The sequence below is a fragment of the Bacillus sp. MUM 13 genome (genome assembly GCF_001866725.1).
Classification (GTDB): Bacteria; Bacillota; Bacilli; order Bacillales; family DSM-1321; genus Peribacillus.
This window is the reverse complement of record NZ_MLYQ01000056.1, coordinates 23,133-43,867: the sequence shown is the minus strand read 5'-3', so window position 1 is coordinate 43,867 and position 20,735 is coordinate 23,133. Positions and strand designations below refer to the sequence as shown.

The 20,735-nt window shown below is 36.8% G+C and carries 17 protein-coding genes and 1 pseudogene; 10 read left to right on the top strand and 8 right to left on the bottom strand.

The genetic code is table 11. The features are described from left to right. Nucleotides 1-22 precede the first annotated feature (22 nt). The 4 genes from lhgO (at nt 23) to BIV59_RS24465 (ending at nt 3,311) form a co-directional block, all read left to right on the top strand. Nucleotides 23-1,234: an L-2-hydroxyglutarate oxidase gene (gene lhgO / locus BIV59_RS14605; protein WP_071352204.1), complete on the top strand. Its 1,212-nt coding sequence runs from the start codon at nt 23-25 to the stop codon at nt 1,232-1,234. Between the two features lie 177 nt (nt 1,235-1,411). After that, on the top strand, nt 1,412-2,350 hold the full coding sequence (locus BIV59_RS14600) for an AEC family transporter (protein WP_071352203.1): 939 nt from the start codon (nt 1,412-1,414) through the stop codon (nt 2,348-2,350). A gap of 212 nt (nt 2,351-2,562) precedes the next feature. Next, complete coding sequence (locus BIV59_RS24470) at nt 2,563-3,120, top strand: IS3 family transposase (protein ID WP_083392192.1); 558 nt, start codon at nt 2,563-2,565, stop codon at nt 3,118-3,120. Nucleotides 3,121-3,185: 65 nt separating this feature from the next. Continuing rightward, nucleotides 3,186-3,311: an IS3 family transposase gene (locus tag BIV59_RS24465; protein WP_170846161.1), complete on the top strand. Its 126-nt coding sequence runs from the start codon at nt 3,186-3,188 to the stop codon at nt 3,309-3,311. A gap of 458 nt (nt 3,312-3,769) precedes the next feature. Here the strand turns inward: BIV59_RS24465 and BIV59_RS14590 are convergent, their stop codons facing one another. The 5 genes from BIV59_RS14590 to hxlA all read right to left on the bottom strand — a co-directional run bounded on the left by BIV59_RS14590 (nt 3,770) and on the right by hxlA (nt 9,452). Further along, entirely contained in the window at nt 3,770-4,858 is a 1,089-nt protein-coding gene (locus tag BIV59_RS14590; RefSeq protein WP_071352202.1) for a GerAB/ArcD/ProY family transporter, read from the bottom strand. Nucleotides 4,859-4,883: 25 nt separating this feature from the next. Then, complete coding sequence (locus BIV59_RS14585) at nt 4,884-5,963, bottom strand: Ger(x)C family spore germination protein (RefSeq protein WP_071352201.1); 1,080 nt, start codon at nt 5,961-5,963, stop codon at nt 4,884-4,886. Between the two features lie 28 nt (nt 5,964-5,991). Continuing rightward, nucleotides 5,992-7,527 carry a spore germination protein gene (locus BIV59_RS14580; protein ID WP_083392191.1) on the bottom strand — a complete coding sequence of 512 codons (1,536 nt, stop codon included), beginning with the start codon at nt 7,525-7,527 and terminating at the stop codon, nt 5,992-5,994. 467 nt (nt 7,528-7,994) lie between these two features. Further along, complete coding sequence (locus BIV59_RS14575) at nt 7,995-8,609, bottom strand: nitroreductase family protein (protein WP_071352200.1); 615 nt, start codon at nt 8,607-8,609, stop codon at nt 7,995-7,997. A gap of 210 nt (nt 8,610-8,819) precedes the next feature. Beyond that, on the bottom strand, nt 8,820-9,452 hold the full coding sequence (gene hxlA / locus BIV59_RS14570; protein ID WP_071352199.1) for a 3-hexulose-6-phosphate synthase: 633 nt from the start codon (nt 9,450-9,452) through the stop codon (nt 8,820-8,822). Between the two features lie 247 nt (nt 9,453-9,699). On the opposite strand from hxlA, the gene hxlR reads away from it, so the two are divergent. Then, the gene (gene hxlR, locus BIV59_RS14565; protein ID WP_071352198.1) at nt 9,700-10,065 is read left to right on the top strand and encodes a transcriptional activator HxlR; all 366 of its coding nucleotides are present in this window, start codon (nt 9,700-9,702) and stop codon (nt 10,063-10,065) included. Nucleotides 10,066-10,823: 758 nt separating this feature from the next. Here the strand turns inward: hxlR and BIV59_RS14560 are convergent. Further along, the gene (locus BIV59_RS14560) at nt 10,824-11,675 is read right to left on the bottom strand and encodes a LysR family transcriptional regulator (RefSeq protein WP_071352197.1); all 852 of its coding nucleotides are present in this window, start codon (nt 11,673-11,675) and stop codon (nt 10,824-10,826) included. A gap of 190 nt (nt 11,676-11,865) precedes the next feature. On the opposite strand from BIV59_RS14560, the gene BIV59_RS14555 reads away from it, so the two are divergent. From BIV59_RS14555 to BIV59_RS24455, 4 genes and pseudogenes are all read left to right on the top strand, one after another. Next, complete coding sequence (locus tag BIV59_RS14555; RefSeq protein WP_071352213.1) at nt 11,866-12,513, top strand: DsbA family oxidoreductase; 648 nt, start codon at nt 11,866-11,868, stop codon at nt 12,511-12,513. A gap of 57 nt (nt 12,514-12,570) precedes the next feature. Continuing rightward, on the top strand, nt 12,571-13,701 hold the full coding sequence (locus tag BIV59_RS14550) for an NADH:flavin oxidoreductase (RefSeq protein ID WP_071352196.1): 1,131 nt from the start codon (nt 12,571-12,573) through the stop codon (nt 13,699-13,701). Between the two features lie 997 nt (nt 13,702-14,698). Beyond that, nucleotides 14,699-15,475: pseudogene (locus BIV59_RS24460) on the top strand (MCP four helix bundle domain-containing protein); the annotation flags it as partial. Between the two features lie 354 nt (nt 15,476-15,829). Further along, complete coding sequence (locus BIV59_RS24455) at nt 15,830-16,420, top strand: methyl-accepting chemotaxis protein (RefSeq protein ID WP_481747436.1); 591 nt, start codon at nt 15,830-15,832, stop codon at nt 16,418-16,420. A 397-nt stretch (nt 16,421-16,817) separates the two neighbouring features. On the opposite strand, the gene BIV59_RS14535 is transcribed toward BIV59_RS24455, so the two are convergent. Both BIV59_RS14535 and BIV59_RS14530 read right to left on the bottom strand, forming a co-directional pair. After that, nucleotides 16,818-17,846: an NAD(P)-dependent alcohol dehydrogenase gene (locus BIV59_RS14535; protein ID WP_071352193.1), complete on the bottom strand. Its 1,029-nt coding sequence runs from the start codon at nt 17,844-17,846 to the stop codon at nt 16,818-16,820. 400 nt (nt 17,847-18,246) lie between these two features. Next, nucleotides 18,247-19,050, bottom strand: a complete 804-nt coding sequence (locus BIV59_RS14530) for an STAS domain-containing protein (protein WP_071352212.1) — start codon at nt 19,048-19,050, stop codon at nt 18,247-18,249. Nucleotides 19,051-19,501: 451 nt separating this feature from the next. On the opposite strand from BIV59_RS14530, the gene BIV59_RS14525 reads away from it, so the two are divergent. After that, complete coding sequence (locus tag BIV59_RS14525; protein ID WP_071352192.1) at nt 19,502-20,074, top strand: MEDS domain-containing protein; 573 nt, start codon at nt 19,502-19,504, stop codon at nt 20,072-20,074. Nucleotides 20,075-20,735: the final 661 nt, after the last annotated feature.

Below are 20,735 nucleotides of genomic sequence, written 5' to 3'. Positions count from 1 at the left end.
CATAATGCAAATGAGGGATAATATGTATGATTTTTCAATTGTAGGTGGAGGAATCATTGGTTTATCTACTGGTATGGCGCTGACGAAGCGGTATCCGGGCACAAAAATAGTCATGATAGAAAAGGAAAAGGATTGGGCCCATCATCAAACTGGCCATAACAGTGGAGTCATCCATTCCGGTATTTATTATAAACCAGGCAGTTTAAAGGCGAAATTTGCACGCGAAGGCAACAAAGCAATGGTCCGATTTTGCCAAGAGCATGGGATTGATTATGATGTATGCGGAAAAGTGATTGTCGCCACCAATCCGGCAGAGCTGCCGCTTTTGAATAACCTGTTCGACCGGGGCATTCAAAACGGGTTGGAAGTCATTAAAATTGGATCTGAGGAATTGTCTGAAATAGAACCACATGTAGCGGGTTTGGGTGCCATCCGGGTTCCAAGCACGGGCATTGCTGATTATAAAGGTGTTTCCCGGAAATTTGCCGAAATCATCCAGGAAGGCGGAGGAGACATCTGTCTCGACACAAAAGTGGAAAATATCGCGGAGGGGACGGACGGGGTCACGATAGAAACAAACCGAGGAACAATAAAATCTCGTTTTCTCATTAACTGTGCCGGCTTGCACAGCGATCGTGTGGCAAAAATGACAGGGATGAATACCGGCATGAAGATCGTACCTTTCCGGGGAGAATATTATGAGCTGGCTCCAGAAAAAAGGCACCTTGTGAAGCACTTGATTTATCCAGTGCCCGACCCGGACTTCCCGTTCCTCGGGGTTCACTTTACCCGGATGATTAATGGCGAGGTTCACGCTGGGCCGAATGCGGTATTGGCCTTTAAACGCGAGGGATATACCAAGAAAGACATTAATGTTAAGGATATGTTCGAAGTATTGACATATCCTGGATTTTGGAAAATGGCCATGCCCAATATGAAAGAAGGCATAAAGGAATATGTACGTTCTTTCAGCAAACAGGCCTTTTTGCATAGCCTCCAACGCCTAATTCCTGAGTTGACGGAGAAGGACATCATTCCAACACATGCCGGCGTGCGGGCACAGGCTCTTATGCAAGATGGAAGCATGGTGGATGACTTTGCAATATTTTCGGGGAAAAATTCGCTGCATATTTGCAATGCCCCGTCTCCTGCAGCAACGGCATCTCTTCAAATCGGAAATGCTGTTGTTGAACGTATTGTAGAGAGTTCACGGATGTTAGACCGATTGGCTTGAATAAAAAAAGCTAAGTAAAGACAATGATGAATAAAGAGTATAATAATCATGGCCATATATACAAGGGCAAGATATTGGAATTTGGGGAAAGTGAGAAAATTGCTTTCCCTTTTCTTATTTTCTCAAAATATTAAAATAATGGAAGAAAAATTATACTTGTAGACTGGGGGATGAGCGGTGGATATATCAGCAGTTCTGTCAGCAGTAAGCATGATGGCAATCATTATTTTATTTGGGGTGATAGTGGGGATAACCTTCGCTGTAACAGAAGAATCAAAACACCTGCTTACTATCATCATTCTCAATATTGCGTTGCCTTCCATTATTTTAAATGGAATATTTACTATTGAAATCAATGATCAATTACTTTCAAAAATGATAACTCTTTTTTTGCTTTCGATTCTTTTCAATACGGTTGGTATCGGATTGGGTTGGATGTGTGCAATAGTGTTTGGTTTTCGTTCAGTGAAATCCAGAAAATTAGCCATCCTGGCAGGTTTGGGGAACACCGGATTTATCGGCATTCCTGTATGTACATCATTGTTTGGGCCTTCGGGAGGCTTATTAGCGGCAATATTTGATGCAGGTCTTGATGTAATCGTTTTTACATTGGTAACTGTGCTATTGAATAAGCAGGGGAAATTTTCATTAAGAAGCCTTAAAGCATTGCTCAACCTTCCGATTTTTGCCATTGTGGTTGGGTTAACCACTGCAATGATTGGGTATAAACCGCCAATTCTTGTAAAAAATTTAGCAGCTGCATTAGCAAATTTAGCCGCCCCATTGGCAATGCTGTACATTGGTTTATTAATATCTGCATTTTTCAAGGAAAAGAAGGAACTGCCTATTCGTTTCATAAGTATTTCGCTTCTGATGAAACTGTTGGTCTTTCCCTTAATAATGCTTGCTGTCTTACAATGGATACCTATCGCCAATGATCTTAAATTAATTGCTTTAGTCGAGGTATCAATGCCAACCTTTATGATAGCTGCTGTCTTATTTGCTCGATATGGCCATGATGAAGGGACTGCGGTTATGGCTACCGTTTATTCTACTATGTTGTCTTTACTCACAATTCCGTTAATTTCCTACATGGCTAGTTTAATTTTTAATTGATTTTTTACGGAACTCTATAGCATATGAGACCTTACGCCTTCTTCCTTAAGATAAGCGGGTGAGCCAAAGCCTGATGAACGGTTCATTCGAAGAAAAAGACAACCTCTCTCACATGAAAAAGAGCAGATTCAACTACCCAGAGTAAATAAGCAGCTTCAAATGGAGGATGACATTTTAAAGCAAGCCGCGCTGATACTAGGACGAAAGTAAATGTGATAATTAATAATCAGTACAAAAATTCGATATCAGCAATGTGCAAAGTCCTCCAGCTTTCCAGAAGCACCTCCTATTATGAAGCAAAAGAGAGAGCTTCCGAAGATGATTTGACATACTCTGCTATCGACATCTTCCATAAAAACCGCCAGTACTGCGGAACCCGAAAAATTATGGCTGAATTGAAAAAGCTTATTCACCAGGTGTCCAGAGACCGGATTGGCCGGATCATGGATAAACAGGGACTAGTCTCGGCGTATACGGTCGCCCAATTCAAACCGCATAGCAAGAGCTGTAATGAATCCAATCAACAGAACGATCTCAATCTTGAATTCGACCAGGACCAAGAGCTTATGGTCGCGGCTAGCGATTTAACCTATGTAAGAGTCAATGGGAAATGGCAGTACATCTGTGTCTTTATTGATCTCTTTAATCGCGAAATCATTGGCTTCAGCACGGGCCCGAATTTAGATGCGGCCTTGATTTACCGGGCTTTATCGTCCATCAACAGGGATATTTTCATACGGATCGCGGCAACGAATTCAAACACAGGCTGATCGACGGCGCTCAGGAGATATTCGGTATCAAATGATCGTTGAAGGGATGTCCTTATGATAACGCGGTGGCAGAAGCAACGTTTAAAATCATCAAGACAGAGTTTGTTAAACGTTACCATTTTAACAGTTTAGAAGAGTTAACAAGGATTACATACAGTGGTTTAATCTCATTCGAATTCACGGATTGTTAGGCTTCATAAGAACTACCGACTATAAACTTGGACACCTTATAAAAACTGTTTAGTATAGTGTTGACAATCCAAATGTGTATATATGGATCAAGTGGAAGACAGCCAAAAACCGCCGAAAGAATTTAATTAAATTGGGGATGGATTAATACACAGCATACAAAAATAGTCACACTAGTAAAGGTGTGACGCGAACGGCACACTCATGGATTCTTAGCACGACCGTAACAAACAAGAGATTAGCTGCATTATAGCTAATTTCTTGTGTACAACATTAACAATCAAGTACATGCTTAGCATAAAATTGAACCGCTGTATACGGATCCGTACGTACGGTAGTGTGAGAGGCCGGGAGATGTTCAATATATAAGTATTCATATATGTAACTGCTGACATTTTCTGTTGAATCCCTACAAAAAGATCTGCCGGATTGTATCCTAAGTTTCTAGAAGCTCTCTATCCTACTTAGTTATTTTATGCTTAATATGAATGTACAAAAAGAGAAAAGGGATATATAGATACACAAAGTAAAAAGCAATGTTTGAATACATTTCATTCAATCGCTCTATTTGACTCCTCTCATTGAGGACATTAGCTATAATAAAGAATAGGACCAGTACAATGAAAAGACTTATACGTTGTTTCACATTTATTACTTTCTTAATAGCACGACAGCCTGCCCATATTTTTACACTGATATTGGGCAATATGAGAAGTAACCAAAACGAAACAACGATAAATTCGACTCTTTCAATTAGCGGGAATTTCGCAATTTTCATTTGAGCTAATGTTGGCCATATTATATGGTTTAATTGTCTTTCACTAAAGAAGACAAATGTGATGAGCGCTATTATTAGATAAAGTAAGCTTGAGAACAAAAGTCCAAAATGGGCCCATTTTTGTGATCTGTCTGGATTCTTTAAGAATGGGTAAAACATGAATAAGGTCTCAAAGCCAACAAACTGAAACAACATAGCTTTAGAGGATAATACGATTTCCTTCACAGAGTGGTTAAAGATGGGTAATAAATTGTAAAAATCGGCAAATTCCAATGAAAAAAAATTAAGGGGAAACAGGATAAAAAAAGGTATGATAGTTCCCCAGAAACACATTCCAGTAATAACGCGGAATCCGCCGGATACAACGTAATAAATGAGGACTAGAAGAATGAGGCTTATTTGCCAAGTCTTCATTAAGGGAAACAGCCAAACTTGAACAACTTCAATATAAACACGGAAAACAATTAAAGCTAATATAAGAAAGTAGAAAATCACAAAAATGTTGAACAGTCCGCCAATCCATTTTCCAAAGTAAAATTTGTGAACATGTATGACATCATTATTAGCAATTCGAAGAATACGATAGATCATCCAAACTAGTATATGAATGCTTATACTTGATAAAATGATGGAAATCCATGCATCATAACCTGCGTCCTTCGTTATATCTCGTTGAAAACTCATGATTCCTATGCCGATAATATTCGTGTAGATCAGAAAGAAAACGTAAAAGGAAGATACTAAATGCCGTTCGTCTAGTAGTGATTTCATGTGGTTCCTCCTCTTATCTGCAGACTTACTCTTCAATACCTGTATTTAGGATGTGAATATTTGTGTGTACAGTGGTTTTTACTTCTGGGTATATGTCCATAAACCGTTGATAGTCCCAATTTCTTGTGGTGGCTCTAACTTTTTCTCCCAACCCAATGGGATCTACATTGTATCCTTGTACAAGTGAAATTAAACGTTGGACCTCTTCTTTAAAGTGTTCATTTAAAATTCGTTCCAATTTTACATTATCTTTATCTTTTTTCAAATCAAACCAGGATGATGCTTTTTCAATCTCTGCATGGATGGTTAAATCGATGAAGATACTCGGAATGCCTTCGCTTTTCTCAACGGTATATCTAGTTTTTGCATCCATGTTTTTTAAGAGAATAAAACCTTCCTTTTTATTTTGTGTGATTTTGGCTTTATATTGCCCATTTTGAGACCCATCAATTAATGTTTTTAGAAAAAAGGATTTTCTTGAATTAATATGATTGATGTACTTCCCGTTCTTTAATAGGGCTAACCCGTCAATTTTAATTTGATCTTCCTCTTGGATAAAATAAGGTAAAATTTGATCCTTCCCTTCTTGATGAAAATTGTTCAAAAACATGTGCAGATTCATTTTTGGCAAATTCCCTCTTTCAATGTTTTGATTGATTTTTTCACTTAAATGGAATGGAACATTCACATGTTCACTGGATTTAATTATATCTTCGGCTTTGTTTTCAGCAATGCCCAACTGCATTCGACTCCCCGTATTTGGATTTCGGGCAAAATTAGTGATAACATCTTCGATCCCTTTCGTGGCATATTCCTTGCCGAACAATACAAAATCCAATTTTCCTGTCTCAATAGGATAGGCTGACTTTGTATTCATTCTCGGGAGTATGTCTTCATAGGAATCAGCCACCGTTTTAAAAATCTTCAATTTGACCTTTCCCTGCTCTGCGAAAATAGGATAAATAGCAATTCCTTTGATTTTGCCTTCTTCCCGATCATATCCTAGAGCTTCAATTATCTGAACTTCATCAATAATCCTCTCATTTATACCACACCCTGATAAAAAGAAAATTAAGCTGAAAGTTAACAGAAAACATAATTTCATTTAATCCACCTTTATTATCCTTTCCTGGTTATTCATCAAAATCACTTTTCTTTTTTTTGTGATTATGCGGGTGGTATCTCCAAATTGATTTAGGACGTAAGTAACTTGGCCTTTTGTATGTTTTACTATAAGAGGAACGGATCAGACTGTCCGTTAAATCCTCAGGCCTAAAAGGATAAAATGGAACGGTATAGGGTGTTCCTAAAGATTCTAACCGTGTAAGGTGAATGATTAAAAAGGCAATCCCTATAACGACACCTAATCCCCCCCAAATAGATGCGAAGAAAATTAAAGGAAAACGTAAAAAACGGATAGTGTTTGACATTTTATAAATTGGGGTAGTAAAGGAAGCTAAGGCAGATAAGGCGACTATAATGAGTAAGACATTACTTGTAAGGGACGCCTCAACTGATGCTTGGCCGATAACAATACCGCCCACTATTCCCAATGTTTGTCCTACCTTTGTAGGTAAACGGACTCCTGCTTCACGTAAAAGTTCAATCGTGAATTCCAGAAAAATCACCTCTAATACCGGGGGAAACGGGACATTATAACGAGAAGTACTAAGTGAACCGAATAAATCGTTTGGAATCATCTCGTAATGGTAAGTGATAACGGCTATATAAATAGATGTTCCAAAAATGGAGAAAAGGACACTGAATACCCGTATTAAACGAAAAAAAGATGCAAGAATCCATGGGAGAAAGTAATCTTCAGGTGAAATAAAATAATCAATGATCGTAGAAGGACCTGTAATGACATATGGCGACCCGCTGCTTAAAACAGCTACTTGTCCGTTAATAAGAGCTTGAACCGCCCTATCCACACGTTCAGTTGGAAGAAGCATAGGAAACGGTGTAAGGGAATTATCTTCTATAAATTGATGCAGAAGAGCAGTATCAAAAATGACATCAAAATCAATATCTTGAAGCCGTTGGGTCATGGTATTAACATGCTGCTCACTCGTAATCCCATCAATATGAGCAATAATAACTCGAGTATTTGATGTAGAACCAATGTTTAATTCTTTCGTAATTAGATCAGTTGTATTTATTTGTTGTCTTAATAAATGTATATTTACATCAATATTCTCAAGAAACCCAATTTGTGGCCCCACCACACTAAATTCATTTTCAACGTTATTTTGTTCACGCAATCCAGCTTTATCATTGGATAAGAGAATTAAAGCAACCCTTTGATCATTTTCCTTCATTTGAAGTATTGCATACCCTTTAAGTAACTTTGATTCAGCTTCGTTCCGATTATCCGTTATTACAATATCTTCTATTGCGATGATTTTCTTTATGTCATCAATTTTCTCTAGCCTGTCTAGTTCAAAAGGGGTCTCCCGGAAAATCATTAAGATTTTCAGTTGGAGTTGTTGTTGATCCACCAGTGTATTGTAGTAAGAAATGATTAAATGTCCCGGTTCATCCGTAAGTGGAAATTGTTTAAAATCACTGGATTTTTTAGCCTTAGCAAACAGCTGGCCAATATCTTGTGCATTCTCAGTCACTGTCTGTTTGTCTTTATTATTTCTGATTTTTCGTTTTTTGAAGAACATCGGATCACCTCCCTATACAAAGGAATTCATATCATTCTATATTATGTAAAGGCATCACCATATTTATGTAAATCCATTTTATAATAAGTAAAAACAAACTTTATCCTCTCCATTTTACATAATATAAATATAGCTTAAAGTAAGCAAAGGACCATGATCCTAATAGAAATAATATCTGTATGGCAGGGGAGGGCAGCCAAACACAAATATACAAATTTAAAATTTTTCAAAATAAAAAAAAGCCAAAAGGCTCTCATAAATCATTGAATGGAGTTAACAAATGTTCCCCTCAATTTTATACCTAATTTAGTATCCTCATTTAACATTAGATTTGGAATGGTGATAGATTTCACTTGGAGGGGATAATATCATTTACAGTTTTTTTAAATTAGTTGAAAATGAAAACATTACATCTAATCAACAAAGGGTTGGAGAAATCTCTCCAACCCTTTCATTTACTATACCTATTATTGAAAAGTAACAATTTTGTTTAAATCAAATCGGTGATGAGGATACCCTTCACCATCTGGTTTTCCAATAGGAAGGATTCCAGCAAATTTTACGTGAGAAGGAAGATTTAATAGTTCTCTTACCTTGTCTTGATCAAAACCTAGCATTGGATTGCTGGCATAGCCCATTCCTTGAACTGCTATCATTAGGATGCCGAACGCAATATTTGTTTGTGTTAATCCCCATTGCCCGCGTTCTTCAACACTCATTCCATTAAAGAAAGCTGACAAATTGGCTACTTCTTCTGCTTTCCGATCTTCGGATAGATCTGGATGTACAGTTTCTGATAAATTCGCCAATACATCTTCCATATCACTTGTTACAACGATTACAGCAGGAGCAGATGTAACCTGCTTTTGCCCATAAGCAGCCTCTTCAAGTTTTTGTTTAACATCTTCATTTGTAACTACATGGAAACGCCAAGGTTGAAGATTCCATGCACTTGGTGATAAACGAACAAGTTCAAATATGTTTATTAGGTCTTCACGGTCAATCGGCTGTTGAATATATTTACGAATACTGTATCGTGATTCTATTGCTTTCTGTACTGATGTTGTTTCAATTTTATTCATCAATGATGTTCACCCATTTTTTTAGTATTTTTAACTCCAATTAATACAGGATACCCTTTAAAGTTTACTTTTCGGCCTTTTAAAGGCCGAAAAGTAAAGTATTTTCATTTCTTCCGCTGATACTTTTCGCGGATTTGATGGAGGATAAGGGTCTTCAACAGATCCTGCTGCCATCTGCAGCCAAATATTGAGAAGTCTGAATAGTGATCATTAACCTTGTTTAATCATTTGTTGCATTTTTGCTGCTGCAGATTTAATATCTGCTTGTCCAGTAATACCACCGCCAACAATGATAAGGTCTGGTTGTGCTTTGATTACTTCTGGAAGTGTTTCTAATTTTATGCCTCCTGCCACTGCAGTTTTTGCATTTTTTACAGCGCTTTTAATGGTTTTTAAATCTTCAAAGGAGTTTTTTCCAACTGCTTGAAGATCGTAGCCAGTGTGAACACAAATATAGTCCACACCCATTGTATCCACTTCTTTAGCACGTCCAGCAAGGTCTTTGACAGCTATCATATCAACAAGAATCTTTTTACCTTGCTTTTTAGCCTCTGTCACTGCACCTTTAATGGACTCGTCTTCAGCTGTACCTAGAATCGTAATAATATCAGCGCCAGCTTCAGATGCTTTCATAACTTCATACCCAGCGGCATCCATAATTTTTAAGTCAGCTAATACTTTTAGATTAGGGAAGGCTTCTTTCATTGCCTTTACAGCATGAAGACCTTCGTTAATAACAACCGGCGTACCGATTTCTACGATATCAATATGTTCCTCAACTTGTTTAACAAGCTCTATTCCTTGTGGGATGTTGACTAAATCTAATGCTAATTGTAATTCCATTTTATATTCACTCCTATAATTTTTTTAGATTGTCGTACAGTAATACTATCTCCAAAGCATATAGTACCATTACGGTAATATTTCCATATTGGATTATCTGTACCAGCAATAAGGATCAATGGTGTTCCCTATCGCTGAACAAATGCAAGTATACAATGTATGATGTTATAATAAAAGTACGCACTTTTATATTACATAGTGCTAAAAAGTATACTATTGATGATAAAAGCAATGGAGGTGAAATAAAATGTCGCGAATGCAGGATAAGGTGTTTAACTGTGAAAAGGAATTAACCCTTTTCGTTATCGGAGGTAAATGGAAAATGCTTATATTGTGGCATCTAGGAAAAGAAGGAACAAAACGATTTGGTGAATTGAAGGCTCTTATGCCGGGGATCACTCAAAGGATGCTGGTTAACCAGTTGCGTGAACTGGAAGAAGACTTGATTATTAATCGAAAAGTATACCCAGTTGTTCCGCCTAAAGTGGAATATTCATTGACCGAACATGGAAAAAGCTTAATCCCGATACTCGATTCCATGTATCAATGGGGTAAAAACTATATGGAGAATGTGATGGATATTCCTGTAAATAAGAGTGTGCCTGTTAAATAGCACTCGTTCCAAAAATAGGGGGTTAAACCGCAAGTAGCCAAAACTTGTGGTTTTTTTCTTGCAATGATTTAGCGTATAAAGGATATGAAGGAGTATATCTGGATAAAAGTTAATATTCCTGTATTGTAAATAATTTTAGCTGATTTGTTTATAGTAAGAAATATTCTATGTTTCGAGTGAGATGTTATGAAATTGGTTGAATATGTTTTTTTAACGCAGCAATTGTCGCTATAGGATTAGAAACTTGTTAGCACCAAATGGGCTAGCAGATGGTTGAAAAAGCTTCTAACAGGAAGCTCCTTTATTGTATTTGGCGATGAAACAATGCTGTTTATGGCAGTTTGTTTTTTTATGTAAAAAAACCGAAAATATACAAGAAATGAATAAAAACTTGCATATTTTGGTTTAAAGTAAAAAATGGAATGAATGATATTAGTGTAGATGTTATTAACATAGCGATAGATGGACGTAGTGCTTTTGAATGCAATTCTTGCTGGTAGCCCGAACATAGCCATTGTTAACAGTAAGGCTGTTAAATTGGATGTACCATTCAAGATAGTTGGTGGAACATAATTAATTTTCCAAGACCATAGGTTTCAAGGCTAATAATCAACAATCCGATAAAAGTCAAGGAAACTCAGATTTCATATCAGATTGCATTCTCCCTGTACGTTTCATCCAATACATAAAGCTCTATCAAAATGATTATCAAACATACTCCCAAAACCAGGATCATTTAAATGCCAGAAACACCTTTATTATTCCCATTTTGCAGAGTGACGCTTTATTAAAGCAATCATACTGTTGATTGATGGAGAAAGCCACTTGTCCTTATGATACGCAAGGAAAGTAGAAATAGCTGGATGTTCTGGTTCTACTTCCTCCCCATGCAATTTCTGGCTTTCCAATTCTTCTTTTACAGAAAAATAGGGTACCAATGAAATTCCCAATCCACTTCTAACACATTGTTTAATTGCTTCAATGCTCTGAAAGTCTAAACTTTCTTTTACATCCATTTGTTTAAAGTTTATATAGTGGTCAAAAACAGACTTATAACTGCATGACCTTTCCGTATATAAAACAGTCTTTGTATTTTCATGCTTTAGAGGGCTTATTAAAACCATTCTTTCTCTTTTCAGTCTTTCACAATGAAGCTCAGGAAGAGACCAGTCATCTTTTTCTAATATTAGAGCTAAATCAATGTCCCCATTTTGAAGACTTGATGCAACCTGGTAATTTTCTATTGATTTGAGTGAAAGATTAACTTTTGGGTAAGTCCTTTTATATTCGAGAAGAATAGATGGAATTCGGCCAATAGTAAGTGATTCCGATATCCCTATGGTCAGATCACCTGTTGGTTCTTCATTTGTATTTAACGCTTGGGAATATAGGTCTATAATCTTTGCAGCATAAGGAAGAAAGTGACGACCATATTGGGTTAAAACAACTTTTTTTCCTAAACGGTCAAATAATGGCTTTCCTAACTCCTCCTCCAGTTCTTTAATATGAGCTGTTATAGAGGATTGGGCATAACCAAGATGTTCAGCCGCTTTTTTAAATCCTTCCCTCTCTACAATTGTCTTGAGTGTGATAAGATGACGAAGCTCCATATAACTATATCCTCCTTAGTTCAATTTTAGCGAACTAATAGTTCATTTCTATCTATTTTACTAAACTATTGTGGTGAATTACAATAGTTGAGTACACAGAAACAAAGTCTGTTTGATGTGATTAGTTTCCGCCCTAAAAATGAGGGTTGTCATGTATGCAACACAAATTGTAAAAAAGGAGGCTGTAACCATGACCGTAAAGATAAAGGTATATTCAGACTATGTATGTCCTTTTTGTTTTTTAGCAGAAAAGCCTTTTGTAGAAGCAATAGAAGGAAAAGATGTGGAAGTGGAATGGATGCCATATGAGCTGCGTCCATATCCAAATGAAACATTGAAGCCAGAAGGACATTATTTACAAAGCACATGGAAACAGTCCGTTTATCCAATGGCCGAACGGATGGGGATTGACATAGTCCTTCCGAGAGTGTCCCCTCAGCCATATACTCATTTAGCCTTTGAAGGGTATCAATATGCAAAGGAAAAAGATAAAGGTAATGAATACAATGACCGTATGCTGCGTGCCTTCTTCCAGGAAGAAAAGGATATTGGTAACATTGATGTACTAACAAAATTAGCTGGTGAAGTAGGGTTGGACGAACAGGAGTATCGGGAGGCTTTAACAACAAGAAGATACAAAGAAGCGCACAAAAAAGCATTGAAACATGCTTATGATGAAGCGGATATTACCGCCGTCCCGACATTTGTTATTGGAGATACGACTATCGCGGGATTACGGTCAAAAGAAACTTTGGAACAAATAATAATGGATGAATTGGATAAACAAAAGCCTGTTATTTTAATGGAAGGCATGGCCTGCGGTATTGAAGGCTGTTAATTAATTCAACAATGGAACATACTATACATGATTTTGAATATGGAAGGAGTTTATATTATGACAAGCAAAGAGGTACTATTTGAAACGGTGAAATTAGGCAGCATAACACTAGACAATCGGGTGGGTGTTGCCCCAATGACACGGACAAGTGCTACACCAGAAGGAGTAGCGACTGACCAAATGGCTGCTTATTATGCGAAATTTGCTCGGGGGGGATTTGGTTTAATCATAACCGAGGGAACATATCCAGATAATACTTATAGTCAAGGATATTTTGATCAACCCGGTATCATAGACAACGAACAAGTACAGGCTTGGAAGAAGGTTACGGATGCTGTTCATCAAGAGCGCGGAAAAATATTTGTTCAATTTATGCACGCGGGTGCCTTATCTCAAGGAAACCGATTTGTAAGTGACACGTTAGGACCATCAGCAGTTCAACCAAAAGGAGAGCAAATGAAAGTTTATGGCGGGGATGGAACATTCCCATTGCCAAAAGAAGCGACAAAGGAGGATATTACGGAGATAATTAAAGGGTTTGTTGAGGCATCAAAGAATGCTAAAGAGGCTGGTTTTGATGGAATTGAAATTCACGGGGCCAATGGGTATATTCTTGATCAGTTCTTGACAGATTATGCAAATAAAAGAACAGATGAGTATGGCGGCACTACAGAAAATCGTGTTCGTTTATTGGTGGAAGTTTCAAGAGCGGTGCGCGAAGCAGTTGGAAATGATTTTCCAGTTGGTATTAGAATTTCTCAGGGGAAAATAAATGACTATTATCATAAGTGGGCCGATAAAGAAAAAGATGCCGAAATTATTTTTGGTCAGCTAGGACAAGCAGGACTAGATTTTATCCATGTGACAGAATTTGAAGCATGGCAGCCTGCGTTCCCTGAAGGTGAAGGAACAAACGCAACAGATTCAGCCTTTGGAGATGGACCTACTCTTGCAGCGTTAGCTAAAAAGTATGGCAAATTACCTGTTATCGCAAACGGAAGCCTTCATGACCCCAAAAAAGCAAAAGAGATTATAGAAAAAGGTGAAGCAGATGTTATCACTTTAGGTCGTGGGGCTCTTGCTAACTATGACTGGGCAAATAAAGTGAAAAGCGGAGAACAACCAGAAGAATTTGTACCGGAAAAAGTATTAAGTCCAAACGCTAAAATTAAAGAATTTGAAGTGTGAATATTCTCCATCAACAGTGCTTAATTGAACAAGCCAAACTAAAAAAGTTGATTCCTGCAGTTTAAGGAATCAACTTTTTTAGTTTAAATTGCTTACTTAGTATCTGAAATTTTCAACATGTTGGCGTTACCGCATTAATAAAAAAAGAATTTGATCCATATTTTCAGATGAAGGAAAAAGAGCAATGGAGAAGCATGGAAATAGACAGGGTGGGCTTACAGAAGATGTTGGCTCACCTTTCGTCTGTCTAAATTAATTTTTGGCTTGCAGACACAAGCCGAATATACAGGTCAGATATTGTTGCAGCTTTACCAATAAGCTTCCATCCCGGTTATGTTTGGTATTCTAATGTAGAAAAGGAATGGGGATTCACTGGTATAGATAATGAAATTTCAACTAGTTTAGAAACTTTATAAATAAATTAAGAGGAGGTGTGAAGATGTATGTATTTTTGAGAAAAAAGAAAATATAGTGTCTTTTAATAATAGTGATAATTATAAGGATGTATTTTTTAATTCTTCTATCAATCAAATAATTATTAATGAAAGGGTGCAGAGAGATTCATCGGCAGGTAGCCAGCGAATATCCTATTCAACACCTACAGCAAACAATACGCCTAACCCACAGTGAAAATGCTTCAAAGACACTCCAGGGAATAGGCAAACAAATCGGAAAAAGCGGATGTCCCAGTTGGAGTTAAGGATTTTGCACATTTATACAAATGTTTCTTTAATATTATTGTTAGATACCGATATATTGATAAGAGATATTAGAATATCGGAAAAATACCTAATGATAGTATTTCTAATTTTTATTAATTATGCAAACAGATTTGATGATCTTATATGCTCCATTGTCGGGTCATTTTATTTGAAGGATATGGAAAATTTAATCTCACTTTCCGTTGGTAGCAGGACTGAAAAAGTTGTACATAATGTAAGTCACATATGGTCTCTTGAAGGTCAACTGAGATAAAACATTCGGGAAAGCAAGGGAAATGAGCATGAAATGGTTTATTAATCTTAAAACTTCAGTAAAGTTAATTTCATCATTTGTATTAATGAGTATTATTCTAGGCGCAGTTGGGATTTATGGTTTAACAAACTTAAGCAAATCAAATGACAATCTAAACTTCATGTATAAAGAACGGGTTATTCCTATTAGTAAACTAGGTTCTACTGAAACTGCGTATCAGAGAATCAGAGTAAGCATTCGTGATTTAGTCATGGTGGCAAAAACAACTGAAAAGAAAGATGAGTTCCAGAAAACAATAAGAGAAGTACAAAAGGAAATTCAAGACAATATTCATTTTTATGAAAATACAACTTTGATACCTGAAGAGCAAAAGCGTCTCGATGATTTGAAGCCTGCCTTAGATAATTATTATACCTATTTAGAAGCTGCAATTAAATTGGGGTATAGCAATGATATTAACGGCTATTTGAAAATGGCTCCTGATTTTAAAGCTTCAGGGGATAAGGTTCAAAATGGTATAAGGGACTTAATCAAATTTAACATTGATTTGAGTAAAAAGTCTGCCGATGATTCTAATGCATTTTACAGTTCTGCTCGTTCTGCCACAATTACTGTTATCATAATTGCGGTATTATTCAGTATAATTTTTGGATATATACTTTCCCAATTCATTGCAAGACCTCTTAAAAGGGTTGTTGATTTAGTGGGTGATGTAGCACAGGGGGATTTAACTAAAACAACGGATATCATTAGCAAGGATGAAGTAGGAGTTTTGGCTAACTCTATTAATAACATGATAATAGATTTGCGTAAAACAGTTGGAAGCATCGTTCAGTCTGCTGAAAGTGTTGCTGCTTCTTCTCAACAAATTTCAGCTACAACTGAAGAAATAGCAAGCGGTGCATCTACTCAGGCAAATGATGCTCAGAGAATCACTGAATTATTTGCGGAGATTTCAAACGGTGCTGAAGGCCAATCAAAGGATTCACAAAAAATGGAGCAACTTTTCAAGGAGTTAAACATAGTAATAGACTCAGTTGCTAAGAAGGCAAAAGAAACCGCAATAATAGGAGAGGCTTTAGCCGAACAATCAGAAAATGGCAGCGTAGTTGTTAAAACTTCTATTGATGGAATGATAGGGGTAAGTGAAAAGATGTTTCTGCTTGAAAACGATGCAAACAAGATTGGGGATATTATCAAGGTAATAGAAGGTATTTCCAGCCAGACAAATCTGCTGGCGCTGAACGCTGCAATTGAAGCAGCACGTGCAGGTGAAAAAGGCAAAGGTTTCGCCGTTGTAGCAGATGAGGTACGTCAACTTGCAGAAAAAAGCAGCGAGGCAACTAAGGAAATTTCAGAAATAATAAAAGGTATTCAGAACAGCACAAAAAGCAGTGTTAAAGCAGTGAAAGAAGAGGTTGATAACTCCCAAGAAACTGGGAAGGCATTCAATACTATCGCAAATATGGTGGTCCAGATTTCAGTAAAAGCAGCAGAAATACAATCAGCAAGTGATAAACAGTCAGCACAGTCAACAGAAGTGCTGAGGGCAATTGAAAATATTGCTTCAGCCAGTATAAAGCAGTCAGAACATTCCGCTGAGGCTATGAAAGCAGTTGAAAGTATAGCAGGAGCTAGTGAAGAATCGGCTGCAGCAAGCGAACAAACTGCAGCAACATCACATTCATTGGCTAATTTAGCAGAAGAGTTAAATGAGTCGGTGTCTGTCTTTAAAATAAAATAACAGAAATAAATATAAACAAACTAGAGAACGGCAGTAACATTACCCTTCTTTTCTTTTTATTATAGGCTCTTTTCTTAAAGATTGTTGTACTTTAATATGTTTTGTGAACCGATTCCGTTGCCGGGTTGATTGGAGTGTAAGGCGCGAGACTGGGAAGGTGAGACCCCGCAGGCAAGCATATTAAGCTAAGGGACGCCAGTTTCAATATTTAATAAGCAGAAGACATCAATGGTTAAAGCAGGTTTTTCCTCTTTTCCAAAAACACAACTCTTATAAACAATATTTGTCAATCGAAAAATCCCTCCTTGTGAAAAAGGGGGGATTTTCTAATAATCTAACAGACAAGTTTGGAATAGTGCCTATCAATTATAATTAACATTTCCTTGTCTTATTTAAATCAGATTGTGCTGGTATCATATTTCACATCAGAAGATAATACCCGCTTGTAAGCTTCATCAATTTGATCAGCCGAAATGACTTCAATTTTCGGGGCGATATTGTGTTCAGCACAGAAGTTCAGCATTTCCTGAGTTTCACGGATACCTCCAATCATTGAACCCGCAAAGGAACGGCGGTGGCCAATGAGAGAAAACACATTTACTGGCAATGGCTCTGCGGGAGCACCGACATTAACCAGTGTTCCATCAAGTGTTAACAATGAGAAATAAGCATTAATGTCAATCTTTGCACTTACCGTATTAATGATTAAGTCAAACGTTCCGGCAAGTTTCTCAAATGTTTCCGGATCGCTTGTAGCATAATAGTGATCTGCACCAAATTCAAAGCCATCGTCTTTTTTGTTCAGCGTTTGTGATAACACAGTGACTTCAGCACTCATGGCATGTGCAATTTTGACTGCCATATGGCCAAGGCCGCCCATTCCGACAACTGCTACTTTCTTTCCGGGACCGGCTCCCCAATGATTTAAAGGCGAGTATGTAGTTATACCTGCGCAAAGTAATGGAGCTGCAGCATCAAGTGGAATGCTATCAGGAATTTTCACTGCAAAGTCTTCAACAACGACAATGTGTGTAGAATAACCGCCTTGAGTAGGCTCGCCGTATTTATCTACGCCGGCGTAAGTAGGAACATTTCCTTTAAGGCAATATTGTTCTTCACCTTTACTGCAATTCTCACATTCACCGCAGGAATCTACCATACATCCGACACCAACCCGGTCTCCAACTTTATACTTTGTCACATTGGCTCCTATATCGGTGACAATTCCTGCAATTTCGTGTCCAGGTACCAGCGGATAGTTTACAGGGCCCCACTCGCCGTGTGCGGTATGGATGTCTGAATGGCAAATGCCTGCAAATTTAATTTCTATTAAAATATCATGTGAATCAAGATCCCGTCTTTGAATCTCAGCTTTACGAAATGATTTGTCCGGACCATCTACAGCTCTTGCTTTTACATTTATCATTGAAAATAACCTCCCATAAACTAAAATCTCTGCAGTTCTTCTTATAAAAACAATCTTATCCCTTATTCCTTTGTTTATCTTACCTTAAACATCAGAATGTGTTTTGGCTTTTGAAGTCTTATAAGGATAAGACCTTTCCATAGGCATTAAAAAACTACAATTAATCTTTTAACAACACCTGTTAATAATTTTTAGGATTAAAATAATTAAAACAAGATAATGAACTAGTTAATTTACTCTGCTTTGTTGTTTATACAACAATACAGAGTAAATTGTGGATTATCTTTATAAGGTATGGTTCTGACAGTGGCTTGTGAGCTGAAGAGGGAATGGTTTCACTCGCCACTTTAACAATGGAAAAAACAAAAAAAGACCGCTGCAAACGGCCATTGATATTTATTCATAGATATTGTTTTAAAGTTTCCTGTAGTGTACCTTTTGTATCTGCATCTTCGTCAAAACGCACTCCTGCATGCACCATTTTTCTAACGAGTTCAGGACGAAGGCCAGTAAGAACTGTTTTGCAGCCCATCATTTTAACACCAGCCAATATCATTTCAAAATGATTTATGACATCCCGTTCCATCATGGCAATACCTGAAAGGTCCATAACAAGTGTCTGTATTCTTGATTTTGCTATATCGTTTAAAACTTTTTCTTCTATTATTTGAATTCTGTAGGAGTCTATTGTCCCGATAAGCGGTAAAACAGAAACGTTACCGCTGACAGGTATAATCGGAACTGATAAGTGCTCCACCATTTCTCTTTGTTTTAAAAATACCGACTCTTTGTATTTGGCATAGTTAAGAAAGAAGTTATTTAAGAACCTGTCAATATTATCATTGATGTTTTTTTCTAAAGTATAAAATTCTGACCGGTCATTCGTTATCTTTTTTTCCTCATCAAGAATACCTGCAAAATGCCATAAGGTTCTTCTGATGGCTTGAACCCATTCTAATTTTAACTCAAGTGTTAATGCATGCTCCGCCCAAGCGATGCCTTCCTGTTTAGCGAACGCCACTAAATCTTGATCTTTCTGGTTAATTACATAATAAATCAATGTCCGGGCATTTTTTAACAAATCAATGTTTCCCTGATTTAAAATATCCGTGATTTTTGTTGAGACATTTACCGCTTCCGAAAGCAACTTGCGCTCAAATGTTTCCCCATGTTCGTGAATAAAGGATTCAATTTCTGTGCCCATTATCTGTAATGTTTCCAATACCCTAGTCCCCTTTGATGAATGATATTTACCTGATAATTGTAAATATATTATATTGCGTTATTTCTTACATAGCAATGTTGTAACTATCTTAAGATAATTAAATGGTAACATTTACTTGAAAAACTACTCAATCGTAAGTAAAAGAGAATATATTTGCGTCTCCTTCTTCTTATTATACAAAATGATAATTTATATTGTAAAAACTTAAATAAGTTTTTTAAACTAAAGGATGCATACATGGTTGCCATCGCAACTTTTCCGTTCGCTGAAATACAGGGGTAAAATTGCATGAATATAATATTTGTTATGCTAGCGTAGGTCTTCCTTGAAAAATAAAGTGCTGTATTCAAATGGATTTTACGTGAATGTAAACATAGTTATATTAACTCCATCATGATATGATTGTAAGTACCAAATAGGAGTGATTTAGTTGCAAAAGGAATTTTCTCAAATAATTAAAGATAATAAAAGCGTACATATTTTTTATTATATTACCGAACAACAATCATATTTAAATAATCTTATATCGTACATTCGGTCAGGGATTGAGCAGGATGACCACATATTAATTATAGAAAGTGAAAAAATAATCCTTCAATTAAATAGGCAATTAAAAGGTATTTTAACCAAGCAACAGATGTCCCATGTTCATACTATTAATAATTTTGACTACTACTGTTCAAATGGAAGTTTTCAGCCGCATGTGATTTTTTCTTATCTGAATAATATTTTAAAACCTTTTTATGACAATGGTTTATCTTTCCGAACCTGGGCTCATGTTGAATGGCATGATGAACAAGAAAGTATATTGGCAATATTAGAAGAGTTTGAAAAGGAAGCAGACAGATTAGTCAATGAAGGGGGATTATATTTAGTTTGTGCATATGATTCGGAGAGAGTGCCTGAATCACTAAAAACGGCATTAATGAGCTGTCACGAATATATAATCAAAGGAAATAAAATCTATCCTTCTGATATGAGTCCTTTGCAGGATATTAGATAATATAAGCTGCCGGAAGAAACATTGTTAACTGGGTATTGTTGGCAAATGGTTCCTTCGTATTATAGAGTTAACCAGTTTTTACTGGTTGCTCTTTTTTTATAGGACCTTTAATTTCAGAAGCGGGTAGATGTATGGTGCGTGGAAGTTAGATCTTGTACACTAAACATTTCATGTAAAATGTATAACAAGCGAAGCTATGGAACTAAAAGAAGGTAAAAGGGGACTTGGTAATACCAGTGTTGGCCTTCCCGTTGCCCATTATAGATAAAAACAGCCCTGGTAAAGTTTCAGTGTGAAGCGTACTAAGGAAGAATTACATTCATTTGGCCTACAAGTCAAGCGGTAAAAAGAAAACGGTTTTTTATGCAAGGAAACTCTGAACATATTAGTTTTAGATTTAGTTAAAGATCATTAGTCAGCCAGGTTTGTCATCATCGGAGCTGATATACACCATATAAGCGGTTTAAAATACCCCAATAATAAGAGATAATTCTGAGTAACCAATATAATTGGGGTATTTTATTCCGATTACAGCGGGAAAAAATAAAACATGTGACAGTGCTTGAGCGAACGAGACAGTTTAATAAAATCACCATCTAAAAAGGAACCGCTATTAGCCTTTACTCCGTTTTTGTAGGCTGCTAAAGTATTTTTTAATTCA